Origin of the sequence: Serratia sp. AXJ-M (assembly GCF_046531865.1) — a bacterium.
GTDB lineage: Bacteria > Pseudomonadota > Gammaproteobacteria > Enterobacterales > Enterobacteriaceae > Serratia > Serratia liquefaciens.
Window position 1 is genome coordinate 3,935,395 of record NZ_CP059394.1, and the last position, 16,353, is coordinate 3,951,747.

The following is a 16,353-nucleotide window of genomic DNA, read 5'->3' on the forward strand; positions in this document are numbered from 1 at the left end:
CTATAAAGTTGATATACCAATTCAGACTAACCAGCCGGAAGCGTGAGCGAAACGAGGTTTTTTGCAAAAATTCTCATGCATAGAATAAAAGCTCGCCATAATGGCGACAGAAGCCTGACAGTACGATGAAAAAACACCGTGAAAATATTTTCATTACCGAATTTGAAGGAGATCACAGAATGAACGGAAAGCTGAAAATACAGGAAATTGCCCGGCAAACCGGGCTGTCGATCAGCACCGTTTCACGTGTATTAGCCGGTAAGTCCAATACCAGCGTCGAAGCTCGCCAAAAGGTGTTGGCCTGCGCTCAACAGAACGGCATTCTGCAGGGCATTTCCAGCGGCAGGCTGATGCTCAATAACGTGATGGTCTTCGCCCCCCAGCGCGCTTTTGATGTGCGCACCGATATCTTCTACTACAAGGTGATCCAGGGGATCTCCGCCGCATTAGCTGAGCATGAAGTTCGGATCCGCTATTGTGGGCTGGAAGAACTGCACAGCGACGGCGCGTTGTTTCTGGAAAAAATGAGCGATCCGCAAACTCAGGCGGCGCTGATTATCGGCATCGACGACGAACACATTCACCAGTTGGCCGCCGACCTGAATAAACCCTGCGTACTGATTAACTGCACCGACCGCCAGATGCGGCTCGACAGCGTGTCACCCGATCACCAACTGATTGGCGAGTTCTCCGCCAACTATCTGATGCAACAAGGGCACAGCCATATTTTGAATCTGCAATGCCTGCGCCGCCACACCATGGAACTGCGGCTGGCGGGTATTAAACAAGCCTATGCGCGGCACAATATCGCCTTTGACGACGGCCGCCATCTGGTGACTACTTCCGGCTTCGGCAGCGAAGAGGCCGAACAGGCGCTTACCACCTTTATCAACCGGGTGAGCCACCGCTCGCAGCTGCCAACGGCCATTCTTGCCGGTGGCGACTACATGGCGGTCGGCGCAGTCAAGGCGCTGAATAAACTGCAGCTGAGCGTGCCGGGCGATATCTCGGTGATGAGCACCGACGGCTTCAATCTGGCGGAAATTCACGACGTGCCGCTCACCTCGGTGCAGGTACCGCGCGACGAACTGGGTTATGAGGCGATCCAACTGCTGCAACGCCGCATGCTGCGCGCCGATGCACCGCCTTGTAACCTGCTGCTGCACGGCAAACTGGCGGTACGCGCCTCGGTCAAACGCATCAGTCCCCATAAAACCAGCCCGGCGGTCAGCACCCATGACCACCGCCTTTACGATGTCTGAACTACACTTAGTGGCACCCCGTTCATTTATTGAGGGCAATTTTTTGGTTCATCGCGTATTGGCGTGAACTAATGGATAACGGCAGTAATAATGTTTAGGTTTGTATTCGCCAAAACTCACCCTAAGCCACGTACAGAGTCTGCGAAGGAGGCGCGGTACCGTACTTCATCACGCAGCTGGCAGACGAGGCCTCAACTGCGCAGCGGGGACGCCGGTAAGGCCACAAAAAGGCTTCATGGATAGAGTAAATTTCCAGTTGGTGCGCCAGCTACCCGAGGATGGCCATCGCTCGGTGAGATATGTCGACGTTTATGTGGAATACAAAATCAAGAAAAACGGCTCCAAAGAGCCGTTCGTAAGGACGTTAGATTTACGACAATCCTGGCCTGCAGTGTTACTTGGTTACCTTCGCTAGCACCAGCATGCGCAAAACGTGCTTAATCTCATACTTTTGGGAACAGGGAGTTACTCAGGCTTCTCAAGCAATCCAAGCAACTCCATATCATAAAGCAAGTCCCTTTTTTCGTCATCAGAGATGTCTTTAATGAGAATACTCAAAGGCGTTTCGTTTATAATCAAATAGATACCATCACGAGTGATGTCTTCTGCTTTCTTCGGCCCTCTTCCGGCCCTTAAAATTAGAGTAAATACCTCGAACATTAGCTTTTCTATCGGCGAAAAAGGGGTATTTTCGCATTGATAGCTTGCATACCCAATTTCCAGGCCATCATAAGATGATTTTTCACCAGTCTTTTTATTAATGTAAAGTATGTTTCTACAGCAATCATAGAAACATCCTAATATCATTTCTCGTATTTCACCGTAAGTCATACGTTCTTCGTCCATTACTTCAACCTCCCAGGAATTAACATTACATTGTTGTTGTCAAGGACATCTATTTTGATCCCGGGGTATTTTTTCTGAAATTGATCCACGACGCCCAAACAACTCCCACATGCAGTACGTTCAGTAAAAATGGTGACTTTTCCCTTGGCTGCCACATTGTTACCCAGTTTATCAGCCAGGTTGTCCAGGATTTTGTACTCCGAGTCTGTATTTCGAGGTATTGGTTCACCCTTTGAATTGTTGATGGTGTTAAATTTAAAATTGCCGCTACCTTTCCCTATAAAGCCTTTGTCTGCTACGTCGACACGGCTGTGTGCAGCGAGTGTTTTCGGCATACCAGGAACATCGATTTTTGCAACGGCGGCATTCCCCGTCTTCCTGATATTTTGTGAAAACGGCGCCCTGGCATCCAACACCTGCTGTCTGAAGGTAGCCGCCTGCTGAATGGTCTTCTCATTGACCAAATACCCTTTCCAGGCGTTGGTTGGCCCGACCAGTTTTGATGACAGATACTGGTTGCCGACATTTGCTTTACCCATACCGGCAAACGTACTGGCGATAGAAACTGCCATCACCGAGGCATTCACCCAGTTCGGTGACCACCCGGTCAGCTTGCTGATTTGCTCTATCTGTTGGTTTCGTGCAAACAGCTGGCCGTCGGTTATCTGGTCACCCAAGTCATACGTGAATAACTTTTCACTGTCATAACCGGCAAACGCCGGGTAGTTGCCGAAGCGCTGACGCTCTTTTTGCACCCAGTAGTTGGCAATAAGCCCATCTTCGTCCCGCGTTGACGGGTATTTCTTCATCAGGTCTTCAAACTGCTTGCGCTCTTCCGAGTTTAACGCTTCCTGCGTAGTACAGGCTACTTTTCGGCAAGATGCTGCCATCAGACGCGCTTCTTTTTCCTTGTCGCCCTTCGACAGCACTTTAATAGCGTTGAGTTCTTCCTGATGCAGCTGGCGATTGAAGCGTTCAACAAATTCACCCGCGTTTGCACCGCTGTTGGTACCCGAGGCTTTGCCGGTAGCTATAGCTCCCGCGAAGGCACCTGCAACACGGCTGATTTGTGACTGACGCTCCTGCCATCCTTCGGTTTTTACCAGGTTATCGTTGATGATCACCCCGGCCAGTTCCGCCGCCAATGCGCCGGCAGCGGCCCCTTTACCGTCTCCTCTGCCGATTTCCGCGCTGATTCCCGCTAGCACCACATGACTCACGGCCCGGCCCGGTACACCGAGAACCTGACCGTTATCCCCTATCAGGTTGGCACCCTCAGCCTGAACCTGGCTGCCAATATTCACCAGCAGCGCATTGGTCAAATTGTCTTTGAAGCTGCCGCCATTGATGGTCGTATTCAGGCTAGAGCTGATGACCGATTGCCCAGCCACACGCTGCGCCACCTTGCTCCAGTCGCCATTGCTCAGCTGTGGCAGCTTGACGTTGTTCGGGTTGAGCGGTTTGCCCGCCGCGTCCTTGCTCCAGCCCATCGCACTGTCGAAGCCGTTGAGCGCGCCCCCCACTGCCATTGCCGTGGCCGTCGCCTTCACGCTCTCGCTACTGCCCAGCACTTTCAGGGTTTTTGACAGATTGCCTCTGTTTTCGACCAGCGCCACCGCCGCCTGAGAGGCCAACGATGACATACCAGCCGTGACCGCGCCGCTGGTAACGGCGCCGCCGCCGATGGCCCCGGCGACATTACTGGCCGCCAGCGCCGTTAGCGAACTGCCCGCCGTCACTGCGGCTGCCGCGATGGCAATCACTGCCGCCACCGCCGGGTTCAGATGCTGGCTCTTGTAATCCCAGCTGTCGTAGGCGTCCTTGACCTTATTCCACTGCACGTCATTGCGCTTGTTCAGATCTTTGACCCAGGTGGTGCCCGCCGTGTTACCCAGTGCATCGATGGCGCTTTGCAGCACCTGGCCGTTTTTCACCTTCACGTCGGCGCTGACGCCTTTGGCGGCATCGACCGTCAATGCTCCGCCGGCATGAATGCTCGGCAGCACCCATTTGTTGTCTTCGTACCCTTTATTGGCCTGCTTGATGAAGAAGCCTTTTGAATTAGTGACGGTCTGCTCGAAGCTGGTGTTCTTCACCGCTTTGAAGTTGACTTGACCATGGGTGCTGGTCAGCTTCGCATTCTTGCCGGCCTCAATCTTGCTCGCCTCATAGGTGCTGTCGTCACGGCTCATCAGGGTGATGTTGCCGGCGGCGCTAAATTCGGTGACCTTGTTGGTCACGTCATGGCGGGTTTGCTTGACCTCGGTTTTTTTGCCCCACCATTTGCGTTTCTTCTCGGTTTTCTCGTAGTGGCTGGACTCTTCCATTGCCTGGGCGTAGAGATAACCGCCCTTGGCGGCGATATCCATATTGCCGGCACGCATGGCTTCAGCCTGATTATGAGCGTCGACCTGGGCCTTTTGTTTGGCCTCGTCCGCCCCCTTGCTCTGAGCTTCTTGGCGGGCGACAGTAAGGCGAGTTTGTGCGCCATCTCTATCACTAGTGGCTAGCGACAAACGCTGTTGCGCATCATTGTATGCCGCCTGCTCTACGTTGATTTCATTAGGCAGTGGGTTTGCGCGATTTTCTTTTTCCAGGAGTTCATGGGTGATGCCGATACCTTCTGCAGCGAGGTCAGCACTTTGTTGCCACAACCCCCAATCGCGAATTTCCATCAACTTGCCATGCTTGGCGGAAAACTCCTGAACCTTCCTGAGGTTCTCTGCCTGTCTTTGTTTTAGCGCGTTAATATCACGCTGCAGCGTATTTAACTCATTGCTTTTACCGTTTTTCGCTTGTTCAGCACGATTCTTATCCTGCTGGGCCTGATTGATACGCTGCTGCGCATTTTGAAGTTGCTGCTCGGCAACGGCGATGCGGCCGCCCCAGTCCGTCACCGCGACCGGCGGCTTCCAGTTGGCACCCAGCCCCTTGACCACCAATTTGGTCGCCTGGAACAGAATGCTGCCACCGGCAATCACCGTCATCAGGCCGCCGGCGTTCAATTCTGTGCCCTGCTGGGAGTGCGTTTCGGTGAACTCGTTGCCGCCCTCGCGATAGGTGTGGTTCTGCACCGCCTCGAAACGCATGTCCCTGCCAGAGGTCAGGGTCATATTGCCGTCAGACGAAAGGTGTGAGCCATAGGTCAGAATATCGCGATTGGCGGACAGGGTCAGTGACTTACCACCGTGAAGGCGCGTGGCCCACTGGCGGTCGTCCTTGTTGTTGTCATTGGCCGCATTGATAGCGGAATAACCTACAGCTGCCAGCCACAGTGTCTGTCCCGCAATCAGCGTCGCATTGCTGCCTGCCCACACCTCACTGCCCTGCAGGCCGATATCGCGCCCCGAGTTAATCAGCAGGTTGCCGTTCGCCTTGACCTGGCTGCGTAATTCGGGTGTGCGGGTCGCCACAAACAGTGAACGGTAGGCATCACCCAGGGGGCGCATGTTAAGGTCGATATTCTGTGCGGCGTTAAGGTTGATATTCCCCCCTGCCGTCATTTTGATGCCGTTCAGCGACAGGCCGCTGCCGCTGTTCATCGTTATCGACCCGGTCGCGTTCACGGTGTCTGCCTGGAGCAGGTTGTTGAAGTACTGCAACCGCTTCTCTGCCGACAGAATTTCGCCGGGACGGTTACGTACCAAAACAGCATCATTATTGATGATGCCGATGCTGCCGGGGGCGGTCATGCTGATATTACGACTCTGCGCTAGCAGTGTATTGACCAGGGTTATAGTGCTGCCCGCCGTCAGCGTCAAGTCGCGCGAGGCTTCCAGGCTGCCCAGCCAGCGCACCCCGTCAGGATGGTAATAGTGGGGTTTCTCGCTGGTGTGCACCTTTATTTCGCCGGTACGGGCGGTCAGAGTAACATCCTGCCCTTTTAGTTTGCTCTGCCAGGCATCGATAGTATTCCCAGCGCTCAAACTCAGCTCTTTGCCGGCGGACAAAATACCCTGCCCCAGCACAATGCGGTCTTCAGCAATGGCGGTGATGTTGCCTGTCGCGTTTATGGCATCGGTATCGACGATATTGGCCGCGTGCAGCAGCACATTCTGCGCCCTGACAGTTTCCGGGCGACCGGTCGTTTTGACGTCATTGAGCTGACTTTCGTTGGGCGTTGGCGTTTTGATTTCAATCTGTTTTTTGACATCAGCCACCAAGTTGCCGCCAGCCTGCAGCAAAGACGAAGGGTATCCTTCTGTAGTCCAACTTTTCTGTGTGCCTTTCCTGACGTAGAGGATGTATTCCGGCGTCGTTGTTTTTGCATCCTGCCATTTATGCCCCAGTACGATGTTCGGATTGGGGGTTTTCTGTTCGAGCAAGGCGAAATCATTCAGGTTGCCAATGGTCTCACTACGGACGCTTAGATTATTGCCAGTTAAAATCAGATCGTTGGCCGTTTTTATTGTACTGACGTGGTTCCAAAGCTCCGACGCATTGATATAGGCGCTCTTACCTGAAATGATTTCAGCCGGTTTGCTGTCGCTCACCACGGTAAAAAGTGCGCGTTCACTGTTGACCCAGGGCGTTTTTTTGAAATCGATATGCCCCAGCCATGTGAAGCTCTTGTCTTCGAACTCGGCCAGGTAGTCAAAGAATCGGTAGTCGAATTGGTCCTGATAAACGCCGTCAGCAAGCCAACGATCAATATCTTTGTTGTCTTTCGGTGCCTTGGTCGAGGAAATGGCGAACTGTTGACGCACGTTATCGAGTTTGTTAGTACGAATGACCAGGTCGCCGCTGTTGGTTTTGATGGTGGCTGAGCGGTTCTCGACGTAGTTGGCCTTGTTGCCCTGCGCATCCTTTTGTATCCAGAGGTTTTTGTTGGCGTGAAGTTTGGCGTTGCTACCCGCGTTGCGCACATGGTCGCTGAAAATACGCATGTCGCCGCTGGTGCTGGTTTGCCCATCGTTCACCAGTTTGGTGGCGGCCAGCGTAGCGTTGCCGTCTGCCTGTACCACCGAGCCTGGCGTAATATGCAATTCCCGGGCGCTAACGTTGAGGTCGGTTTTGCTGTGGGTGGTGCCGTTAAGTGCAATCTTGCCGTTGACGCTGAGCGTGATGTCGCGTTGCTGGCTGGTGAGGTCTTTCAGGTTCACCCCGACACCGTCCTCGGTGGCCACCAGGCGAATTTTGTTGGCGTACATGCCACCCAGCGCCTTGGTATCGACCGCCAGTTGCGGTTTGGCCCCGTCGCCGGCAATGGGTTTTACCGTGCCGTCTTTAAAACTGATGCGGTTGGTCCCCTGAGTCAGCGATAGGTTTTTGGCGTTGATTTTGCCGTTGAGTTCAGTGGCACGGCTGAGGATGTCGACGTAGTCGGCGCCACTACCATCGAGTCCCTTGCCCCCGATGGTGACGCCGCCTTTTTTGACCTCCAACGCCTCCAGTGCGCCCTGCTTGTCGAACTGCGGCTTGCCGGTGGTCAACGTCACGCCCGGGGCATTGATAAAACCACAGCCGTCGCAGGTGATGCCATTGGGGTTGGCAATCATCACGTTGGCCTTGTTGCCGAACACCTCGAGTTTACCCTGCAGCTCAGAGCGACTACCGCCGGTGACTTCATTGATGATGAGCTCCGCCGCCTTCCCCTTCAGATTCGGGTTGCCTTTGGCATTCTCTATAATTACGCCCAGTTGGGTCTTGCCACCTTGGGTGGCATTGTTGAGCACAGCGCCTGGCGTGCCGACGTTGAAGTCCTTATAGACGTTGTGCGAAATTCCCGCACTGTTCGGCGTGGCAATATTCACCACCGGCACGTTGCCAGGTTTCATGTGCACCTGGGTGTTGCCGTTGGCGGCGTTGATGCCGGCAGCGAAGGCCGGATGCAGCGGCGTCAGCGCCGTGGTGTAAATCAGCAGGTAGCTGACGGCGCGCGCCAGCGGATGAAGAGGCTTGTCCATAGGAAGGTCCGTTCTCTTAATATAAAATTCAGTCGCGCACTGACGTCCGTGCCGTGTGTCGGTTACTGCAATAAATCGTTTACCTTACAGGGTGATACCGGCCTGCCAGTAAGCCACCCAGCGGTCCGGTTGCAGGCTGTTCGGGTGTGCCAACGGTTTACCGACGGTGAACGCCTGGTTGAACCACCTGTTGTTGATCGCCAACCCCAGAGCGGCACCGGCCACGCTGCCGCCGTCCACCTGGTGCGTCTCGCTGCGCAGCCAGCCACCGTCCAGCGCGGCGGTCAACGATACGTCGCCTATAACCGGCACGGGGCCGAGTTGCCAGTTGAGTTCGTTGCGCCAGTAAGCGCCGCGGTTGCCAGTGAGGTACTGCTCCTTGAAGCCGCGCACCGAATACTGCCCGCCAAGGGAAATGCGCTCACCGCTGTACAGGTTGTCGGCGCTGGTCTGCCCGTAAGCGGAGGTCAGGTAATAGAGCGACGGCGTCAGCGGATAAAAGTAGCTGGCGCTGAGACTGAGTTTGCGAAATTTGCTGCGCGCGGCGTAAGGAGCTGCGGGGTCGTCCCGGCTTGCACCCAACCCACTCAGGCCGTGCGACACAGTCGGGTTCAACGTCAGGTAACCGCCGCTCAGCGTGCGGCTGTAGTTGAGGCCAGCGGACAGGCTGGCCACCGTCACGCTGCTGTTGGTCAGGCGCTGCCCGGCCAGCTTGTTCTCGGTGCGCCGGCGCGATACCCCCAGGTCCAGTGCCAGCTTCTGCCGGCCGTCGCGCAACAGGGTGCGGTTAACGCCCAGGCGCTGCACCACGGCGTTGCCCGCATAGCGATAGCGTGCATCCTGAATGGGAATGTGCTGATAAAAGTCGTTCCAGGCGGCCTGATAGCTGAACAGCCAGTAACCGTAAGGCAACGTGACGCCGCCACTCAGACTGCGGCTGCGGCGGTCATGATGAAATGCATCATCCCGTGAGGCTGACAGCGACCACTGGTCGGCCAGGCGCAGCGGGTTGTCCAGCACCACGCCGGCATTCATTTGCCCGGTTCCGGTGCTTTTCTGGCCGCCGTTGTCGGCGCCGAAGGACACCGAGACGGGCAAACGTGTCGACGTCCGGCGCAGCGCCACCGAGGAATAGCCCGGCCGTTTGCCTGGCTGAATGTCGATGGCGACCTGCTGCGAGGGCAACCGGTTGAGCTGCTCCATGCCCTGTTCGATATCACGCAGGTTAAGCACGTAGCCGACCAGTCCGGGGAACGCCATTTTCAGTGCCAGCGTTTCCTGTCCGTCCAGACTGATACCTTCAACGCGCCCCTCACTGACGGCGACGGTCAGTTCACCACCGGCGATATCCTGTTCCGGCAGCCAGGCCTGCGACGTGACATAGCCTCGCGTGATATAGGCGTTGGTGGTCTCCCGAACCAGATTATTGATGCGCAATAGCGTCAGGCAGCGGCCCTGATAGAAAGACGCCAGTTTATCTTTCACCGACCAGGACAGATGTTCGGCGCCCTGAAAGACGATGCGGTTGACGTGATGGCAAGTTTTATCTTCCATCTCCGGCACGGGCAGAGGGAGAGTCGGCAGGTCGGTGGTATTTTGCAGGTCGTCACGCTGCTGCTGCGCCTGCTCCAACAAATTCTTCTGTCGGCGCTCGATAATATCCTGGTCGGCAGGGTTAAGGGTTGATGCCGCCTGGGCCAGGCCAGACAGCCCGAGCCAGGTAACCAATAACCAACATTCCTTGTTGATATGCAAATGAGACTCACTACCATTAAATTGTAATGGTTGCAAAGTGTAAATATTTGTCAGTAAAAGTCTAGTAGTTTATTTTTTATCAATCATGAGGGATCAAGAGGCCGTAAGGCGACTGCCTGATTGGGCACCCAAACTTCTCACAGCGGTTCCTATCAATCAGCCACCGACTCGGCTTTATGTGCTTGCTAAGCCAACCAACAACGTAGACCTGTAGACTGATTTAAAGACCAAAGAGGATAACGGCGGCGTACAACTTAACTCCGGCATTCCAAAGCGCGCCTCCTATCTGAGGCCGCCGCACTGGGTGGTTTTTCCTGGGAAGGCGCCCCGCAGGCATTGATCGACCTTTGGAAAACCGGTCAGGTCGATGAGTGAACCGTTCTAAAGTGAGGGACGCAACGGCGAGTTAATCGGGGCGAATTTATTCGCCCTCTACCCAAGGTGTATAGCTGAACAACACACGCTTTTTCGATATCAGCCCATGGCCATTTTGGCACAGATAATCTACCGCGCCGCAGGCCTTCAATTCTTGCAGCGGCTGCCGGCATTCCGGACACTCGGCCAACTGGCGATAATCGCTGTGACAGGCTTCGCAATGATAGTGACCCTTCACCCACTGCATTGCCTGGTGACATTGCGGACATAGTGCTTCCATAGACTCTCCCGAGTTAAATTACGCCCCATGAGCGTAAGAAATAGATCCCCAGCGCGGTGGTGAAAAACGACCCGACGGTGGTGATGGCGATAATGTTCGCCGCCAGCGTGGCATTGCCGCCCATGGCGCGCGTCATGACATAACTGCCGGAGGCGGTTGGCGTGGCCGAGAACAGGAAGATAATCCCCAATGCCGCGCCCTGGAAACCGCATAGCCAGCCACCCAACGTCATCAATATCGGCACCAGAAACAGTTTGGCGCTGGAGGACAGCGCCGCCACATTGGACGAGCGGAACATGGCGCGCAAATCCAGGCTGGCACCGGTGCACAGCAGCGCCAGTGGCAACGACAACCCTGAGATATAGCTGCCGGTTTGCCGGATAACCTGTGGGATTTCCAGCCCGGTCTGGGCGAACAGCAACCCACACACCAGGCCGATAATCAGCGGGTTAGTGACGATACTGCGCAACAGCGACAGCCGACTGATCTTCTTACCCTCTCCACCCTGCAGGCTGCGGGTCAGGGTCACCACCGACAATACGTTAAACAGGATCACCGTGACCGTCAGGTATAACGACCCCAACGCAACCCCTTCGCTGCCATAAGCGGTCATGGCATAAGCCAGGCCGACGATGGCGGTATTGGCACGGAAACCACCCTGAACAAAGACGCCGCGCTCACGCGGTTCTTTCACCAGCCAGACGGCGGCTATCTCCAGCAACAGGAAAGTGGCGACGGTGCCGACCGCACCGTAAATCACCAGCGACAGGTTACCCAGCAGCTGCGGATGATTGGTGGCAATGCTGAAGAACAGCAAGCAAGGCAGCGCCAGATTGAACACCAACCGCGTGGCGCCATCAATAAAGCGGTCGTCCATCATCCGCCAGTGGCGTAGCAGCACGCCCAGCAACATCATTAACAGATTGGGTACGGTGACGCTGAACGCAAAACTCCAGGTTTCCCAGGACATGGTGTTCCTTCAGGCTGACGGCGGTAATCTTCAGATAATAAAACGATTTTGGCGCAATAAAAAAGGGGCGCGGTATGGTTACCGCGCCCCTCGTACTGATTATTTGCTTTTCTTCAGGTGGCTCATCAGGCGTTTACGTTTACGCATCTGGTTCGGCGTCAGCAGGTTGCGCTTGCCGGCGAACGGGTTTTCACCCTCTTTGAACTGGATGCGAATTGGCGTACCCATCACCTTCAGAGAACGACGGAAGTAGTTCATCAGATAGCGTTTGTACGAGTCGGCCAGATCGGTTACCTGGTTGCCGTGGATCACCACAATCGGCGGGTTGTACCCACCGGCGTGCGCGTATTTCAGCTTCACGCGGCGGCCACGCACCAACGGTGGCTGGTGGTCATCGGCAGCCATCTGCATGATTTTGGTCAGCATCGAGGTGTTCACGCGACGCGTCGCGCACTCGTAAGCTTCCTGTACCGATTCGAACAGGTTACCCACGCCGCTGCCGTGCAAAGCGGAAATGAAGTGCACACGGGCGAAGTCGACAAAGCCCAGGCGCAGATCGAGCATCTCTTTGACGTGCTCGCGATCTTCTTCGCTCATGCCATCCCACTTGTTGACCGCAATCACCAGTGAGCGCCCACTATTGAGGATAAAGCCGAGCAGCGAGAGATCCTGATCGGAAATGCCTTCGCGCGCATCGACGACCAGCAGCACGACGTTTGCGTCTTCGATCGCCTGCAGGGTTTTGATTACCGAGAATTTCTCTACGGTTTCCGTTACCTTGCCGCGTTTACGCACCCCGGCGGTGTCGATCAGCACGTATTCGCGCTCGTCGCGGACCATCGGGATATAAATGCTGTCACGGGTGGTGCCCGGCATGTCGTACACCACCACACGCTCCTCGCCGAGGATACGGTTAGTCAGTGTGGACTTACCAACGTTAGGACGGCCAACGATTGCCAGCTTGATCGGCAAATCTTGCGGGTTGAAGTCGTCTTCCGGCTCTTCTTCCTCGTCTTCAGGCAGTTCACCTTCTTGCTCGGCCCAATAAGCAGCGTTAGCCTCTTCTTCGGTCAGCTCGACTTCTTCCGGTTTTTCACCGACAAACGGCACCAGCACGTGTTCGATCAGCTGCGCCACGCCACGACCGTGTGAAGCGGCAATCGCATGCACGTCACCCAGCCCCAGCGAGTAGAAATCGGCGGTGGCCATGTCTGGATCCATGCCGTCGGTTTTGTTGGCGACCAGGAAGGTGGCTTTCTGGCGGTTGCGCAGATGCTGGGCGATGCCCTGATCGGCAGGCATCAGACCGGCGCGGGCATCGACCATAAACAGCACGATGTCTGCTTCTTCGATCGCCAATAGCGACTGGCCAGCCATGCGGGTTTCAACGCCGTCTTCGGTACCGTCAATACCCCCGGTATCGACGATGATGAATTCATTGCCCTCAACTTCTGCACGACCATACTTGCGGTCTCGCGTTAGCCCGGGGAAATCCGCCACCAGCGCATCGCGCGTATGTGTTAAACGGTTAAACAAGGTGGATTTACCCACATTCGGGCGCCCAACTAGCGCGACGACAGGTATCATTGTGAAGCCTCATTACTTAATAATCAATGCGTTACTGCACTATGGATAGACACCAGAAGTGCAGCTTATAAAATACGAAACGGCCCCTGAACACTCAGGAGCCGTTTTCCCCTTCATCTTTCGCGCCACAGCGGCGTTGTCTGCGCACCTTCGCCCCGGTCACTTAGTTCACTAAGCTCCCGAGGACTCATGCGCTTGCCGCCTGGCTGCAACCCGAAAGCTTTCGGGTGCAAGAAGGGTCACGACGAGCGGCGTTAGCGGGTGAAAGCGTAAACTTTTCCGCCCTTCGCCTGGATGACCAGCTTATCGCCGGCTACCATCGGCGCAGACAGGAAGCCGGAGCTATCCACTTCCTGCTGGGCAACAAAACGGCCGTCCGTGGTGTTAATCCAGTGCAGGTAACCTTCGGAGTCACCGGTCACCAGGTAACCATTATACATCACTGGCGGGGTCAGGTTGCGGTGCAACAGCTCGCTCTGCGTCCATACGGTGACGCCACCTTCGGTGCTCAGCGCGACCACGCGATCGTTCTGATCGACCAGGTAAATGCGGCCTGCATCAACGATAAAGTCGTTTACCGAGCCCAGTTCACGCTTCCACAAGATCTGGCCGGAACGCAGATCCAGCGCCGTCAGGTTGCCATTGTAACCTAATGCGTAGACAACGCCTTCAACAATCACCGGCGTAGTGTCGACATCGTTCAGACGATCGATTTCGGTCGCGCCGCTCGGCTGGGAAATACGCTGCTGCCAGATCAACTGACCTTGCTGCATCAGCACGGCACTGACGCGGCCGTTATCACCGCCGACAATGGCTGCGCCAAAGGCAACGGCCGGAGCAGACTCGCCGCGCAACGACAGCGAAGGCATATCCAGGTTAACCGTCCACTTCACTGCGCCATCAGATTCATTCAGCGCCTGCAATTGACCGTTGGAGGTATGGATCAGTACCATGCCGTCGCTGATTACCGGACGCGAAATCGCTTCACCGGCCACCTTGGTCTGCCAGGCTACCTTACCGTCAGCGGTGTTCAGAGCGTAAACGACGGCTTTCTCGCTGCCGACATAAACTTTGTCGCCCGCAACAGCCATACCGCCCGACAGCAGCGCCGGCAGGTTGCTGGAGAAGAAGCCGGTCTTCTCGGAGAGATCAACCTTCCACTTTTCGTTACCGCTGTCGGCATCCATCGCTTTCACGAGACCGTGGCGATCGGCAGCATAAATGGTGTTGTCCTGGAAAGCAGGACGCAGGTGAGAATAGAACTCACCGACGCCGTCGCCGACCGAGGTACTCCACGCCTTGCTTGGCGTGAACTGATTTTCAACTTTCGGCAGCGGCGACATGGTAACCACGTCTTCTTCACTGTTAAACAGTGAGCAACCACTCAACAAGGCAACGGAAACCAGTCCGACCAAGAGTGTTTTACGCAATTGCATGGGAATTCCCCTTAGCTGGACAAGTTATTCAATTTCATGCGCAGCAGAACCTGCAGCGCCTGAGAAGCGTTAGACTCAATGCCTTTGCTGTACGCCTCGCGCGCACCTTTGGTGTCGCCTTTGGCCAACAGCACGTCGCCGCGCGTATCCTGCGCCATCGCCGCCCAGCCTTCGCCTTTCACGCCATCCAGCGTTTTCAGCGCTTCATCCAGCTTTTTCTCCTGCAACTGCACACGGGCCAGACGCAGGTTAATCATCGAAAGCAGGTTTTCATCTTTGGTCTGGCCCTGAGCCAGCACCAGCTGTTGGTCCGCTTTGGCAAAGTCGTTCTGCTCAACAAAATGCTTCGCCAGTTCCAGCGAGGCCAGCACGCCGTAGCTGTTGCTGTTGGCCTGGGCGAACTTCTCCGCAGCGGCCACGTCGTCCGGTTTACCGACCGCCAGACGATCGCTGGCTTCCTGATAAGATTGGGACGCAATCATCATGTTGGAGTTCTCGTGGCTCTGCCAGTAACGCCAGCCGACCAGGGCACCAATTCCGAGCACCACGCCCACTGCCAGCGCTTTGCCGTTTTCGGCAAAGAACCGACGCACGGCGTCGACTTGTTCGTTTTCAGTGGTATAGACTTCCACGGTGTCCTTCTCCTTAACCTAACATCAAAGCCAGACGCACAGCGACTTCGCTCTGCGCCAGCGTTTCTTGTTCACCACTGCGCAGGTCCTTGACGACCACCTGCTCGGCTGCGACTTCGTTCTCGCCCAGGATCAAGGCAACGCGCGCGCCCCATTTATCCGCACGGGTGATCTGCTTCTTAAAGTTACCGCCGCCGTAGTTGGTCATCAGTTTCAACTGCGGCGCGGCATCGCGAACGCGTTCAGCCAACTGCATCGCCGCGCTCTGCGTACCGGCACCGGAAGAGATCACGTACACGTCAATGGTCGCCGGAGCTTTAAACTCTGGGTTGACCGCCTGAACCAGCAGCACCAAACGCTCCAGGCCCATCGCGAAACCGACTGCCGGCGTTGCACGCCCGCCCAGTTGCTCGACCAGACCGTCATAACGGCCACCGGCGCACACCGTCCCCTGAGCGCCCAGACTGGTGGTCACCCATTCGAATACCGTACGGTTGTAATAGTCCAGACCGCGCACCAGGCGTTCATTGATGGTATATGGGATACCTGCCTGGGCCAAAAGTTCACACAGACCTTCGAAGTGGGCTTTGGATTCTTCATCCAGATACTCGGACAGGCGCGGCGCATCGTTCAACAACGCTTGCACTTCCGGGTTTTTGGAGTCCAGCACGCGCAGCGGGTTGCTGTACATACGGCGTTTGCAATCTTCGTCCAGCTTGTCTTGATGCTGTTCCAGGAACGCCACCAAAGCATCACGGTAATTGGCGCGAGCTTCCAGTGAGCCGATGGAATTCAGCTCCAGCTTAACGTGATCAGCGATGCCCAGCGCTTTCCACCAGCGGGCGCTCAGCAGGATCAGCTCGGCGTCGATATCCGGGCCCTGCAGGCCAAACACTTCGGCACCCAGTTGGTGGAATTGACGGTAGCGGCCTTTTTGCGGACGCTCGTAGCGGAACATCGGACCGACGTACCAAAGACGCTGCTCCTGATTGTACAGCAGACCATGTTCGATGCCGGCGCGAACGCAACCAGCGGTCCCTTCCGGACGCAGCGTCAGGCTTTCGCCATTGCGATCGTCGAAGGTATACATCTCTTTTTCTACGACGTCGGTCACTTCGCCGATCGCGCGTTTGAATAACGGGGTCTGCTCTACAATCGGCAAGCGGATTTCGCTGTAACCGTAGCCGCTCAGCACCTGCTTGAGGATGCCTTCAATACGCTGCCATAATGCCGTTTCTTCCGGCAGGTAGTCGTTCATGCCGCGAATGGCTTGAATGTTCTTTGCCACGTGAGTTCTCTGTCCG

10 protein-coding genes and 1 pseudogene are annotated in these 16,353 nt (G+C 55.8%); 2 read left to right on the plus strand and 9 right to left on the minus strand.

From position 1 onward, the window contains the following. The first annotated feature begins 179 nt into the window (after positions 1-179). A complete protein-coding gene (locus H0S68_RS18400) occupies positions 180-1,262 on the plus strand; it encodes a LacI family DNA-binding transcriptional regulator (RefSeq protein WP_020828142.1) in 1,083 nt (360 codons plus the stop codon). A 465-nt stretch (positions 1,263-1,727) separates the two neighbouring features. Here H0S68_RS18400 and H0S68_RS18405 read toward each other — a convergent pair whose 3' ends face one another. The 3 genes from H0S68_RS18405 to H0S68_RS18415 all read right to left on the minus strand — a co-directional run bounded on the left by H0S68_RS18405 (position 1,728) and on the right by H0S68_RS18415 (position 9,742). Beyond that, a complete protein-coding gene (locus H0S68_RS18405) occupies positions 1,728-2,108 on the minus strand; it encodes a hypothetical protein (RefSeq protein WP_020828143.1) in 381 nt (126 codons plus the stop codon). Continuing rightward, on the minus strand, positions 2,108-8,014 hold the full coding sequence (locus tag H0S68_RS18410) for a DUF637 domain-containing protein (protein WP_410528905.1): 5,907 nt from the start codon (positions 8,012-8,014) through the stop codon (positions 2,108-2,110). Before H0S68_RS18410 ends, H0S68_RS18405 begins: the two co-directional genes overlap by 1 nt. A gap of 84 nt (positions 8,015-8,098) precedes the next feature. Further along, a complete protein-coding gene (locus H0S68_RS18415) occupies positions 8,099-9,742 on the minus strand; it encodes a ShlB/FhaC/HecB family hemolysin secretion/activation protein (RefSeq protein WP_260679808.1) in 1,644 nt (547 codons plus the stop codon). A 247-nt stretch (positions 9,743-9,989) separates the two neighbouring features. On the opposite strand from H0S68_RS18415, the pseudogene H0S68_RS18420 reads away from it, so the two are divergent. Beyond that, positions 9,990-10,114 (plus strand): annotated as a pseudogene (locus H0S68_RS18420) (peptidase M4 family protein); the annotation flags it as partial. A gap of 76 nt (positions 10,115-10,190) precedes the next feature. On the opposite strand, the gene H0S68_RS18425 reads toward H0S68_RS18420, so the two are convergent. The 6 genes from H0S68_RS18425 to hisS all read right to left on the minus strand — a co-directional run bounded on the left by H0S68_RS18425 (position 10,191) and on the right by hisS (position 16,337). Further along, on the minus strand, positions 10,191-10,424 hold the full coding sequence (locus tag H0S68_RS18425; protein ID WP_046372906.1) for a zinc ribbon domain-containing protein: 234 nt from the start codon (positions 10,422-10,424) through the stop codon (positions 10,191-10,193). A 13-nt stretch (positions 10,425-10,437) separates the two neighbouring features. Continuing rightward, positions 10,438-11,394 carry an AEC family transporter gene (locus H0S68_RS18430; RefSeq protein ID WP_020828147.1) on the minus strand — a complete coding sequence of 319 codons (957 nt, stop codon included), beginning with the start codon at positions 11,392-11,394 and terminating at the stop codon, positions 10,438-10,440. Between the two features lie 99 nt (positions 11,395-11,493). Beyond that, the gene (der, locus tag H0S68_RS18435) at positions 11,494-12,981 is read right to left on the minus strand and encodes a ribosome biogenesis GTPase Der (RefSeq protein WP_020828148.1); all 1,488 of its coding nucleotides are present in this window, start codon (positions 12,979-12,981) and stop codon (positions 11,494-11,496) included. 254 nt (positions 12,982-13,235) lie between these two features. Beyond that, entirely contained in the window at positions 13,236-14,417 is a 1,182-nt protein-coding gene (bamB, locus tag H0S68_RS18440; protein ID WP_046372905.1) for an outer membrane protein assembly factor BamB, read from the minus strand. Positions 14,418-14,428: 11 nt separating this feature from the next. Continuing rightward, positions 14,429-15,049 (minus strand): YfgM family protein, encoded by a 621-nt coding sequence (locus H0S68_RS18445; RefSeq protein ID WP_046372904.1) that lies wholly within the window; start codon positions 15,047-15,049, stop codon positions 14,429-14,431. A 13-nt stretch (positions 15,050-15,062) separates the two neighbouring features. Beyond that, positions 15,063-16,337 (minus strand): histidine--tRNA ligase, encoded by a 1,275-nt coding sequence (hisS, locus tag H0S68_RS18450; protein ID WP_020828151.1) that lies wholly within the window; start codon positions 16,335-16,337, stop codon positions 15,063-15,065. Between the last annotated feature and the right edge of the window lie 16 nt (positions 16,338-16,353).

Bases quoted from the DNA above. Each gene is read 5' to 3' on its own strand.
- H0S68_RS18430 (WP_020828147.1), bottom strand. From the start codon at position 11,394: ATGTCCTGGGAAACCTGGAGTTTTGCGTTCAGCGTCACCGTACCCAAT.
- H0S68_RS18400 (WP_020828142.1), top strand. From the start codon at position 180: ATGAACGGAAAGCTGAAAATACAGGAAATTGCCCGGCAAACCGGGCTG.
- H0S68_RS18405 (WP_020828143.1), bottom strand. From the start codon at position 2,108: ATGGACGAAGAACGTATGACTTACGGTGAAATACGAGAAATGATATTA.
- H0S68_RS18425 (WP_046372906.1), bottom strand. From the start codon at position 10,424: ATGGAAGCACTATGTCCGCAATGTCACCAGGCAATGCAGTGGGTGAAG.
- H0S68_RS18410 (WP_410528905.1), bottom strand. From the start codon at position 8,014: ATGGACAAGCCTCTTCATCCGCTGGCGCGCGCCGTCAGCTACCTGCTG.
- der (WP_020828148.1), bottom strand. From the start codon at position 12,981: ATGATACCTGTCGTCGCGCTAGTTGGGCGCCCGAATGTGGGTAAATCC.
- bamB (WP_046372905.1), bottom strand. From the start codon at position 14,417: ATGCAATTGCGTAAAACACTCTTGGTCGGACTGGTTTCCGTTGCCTTG.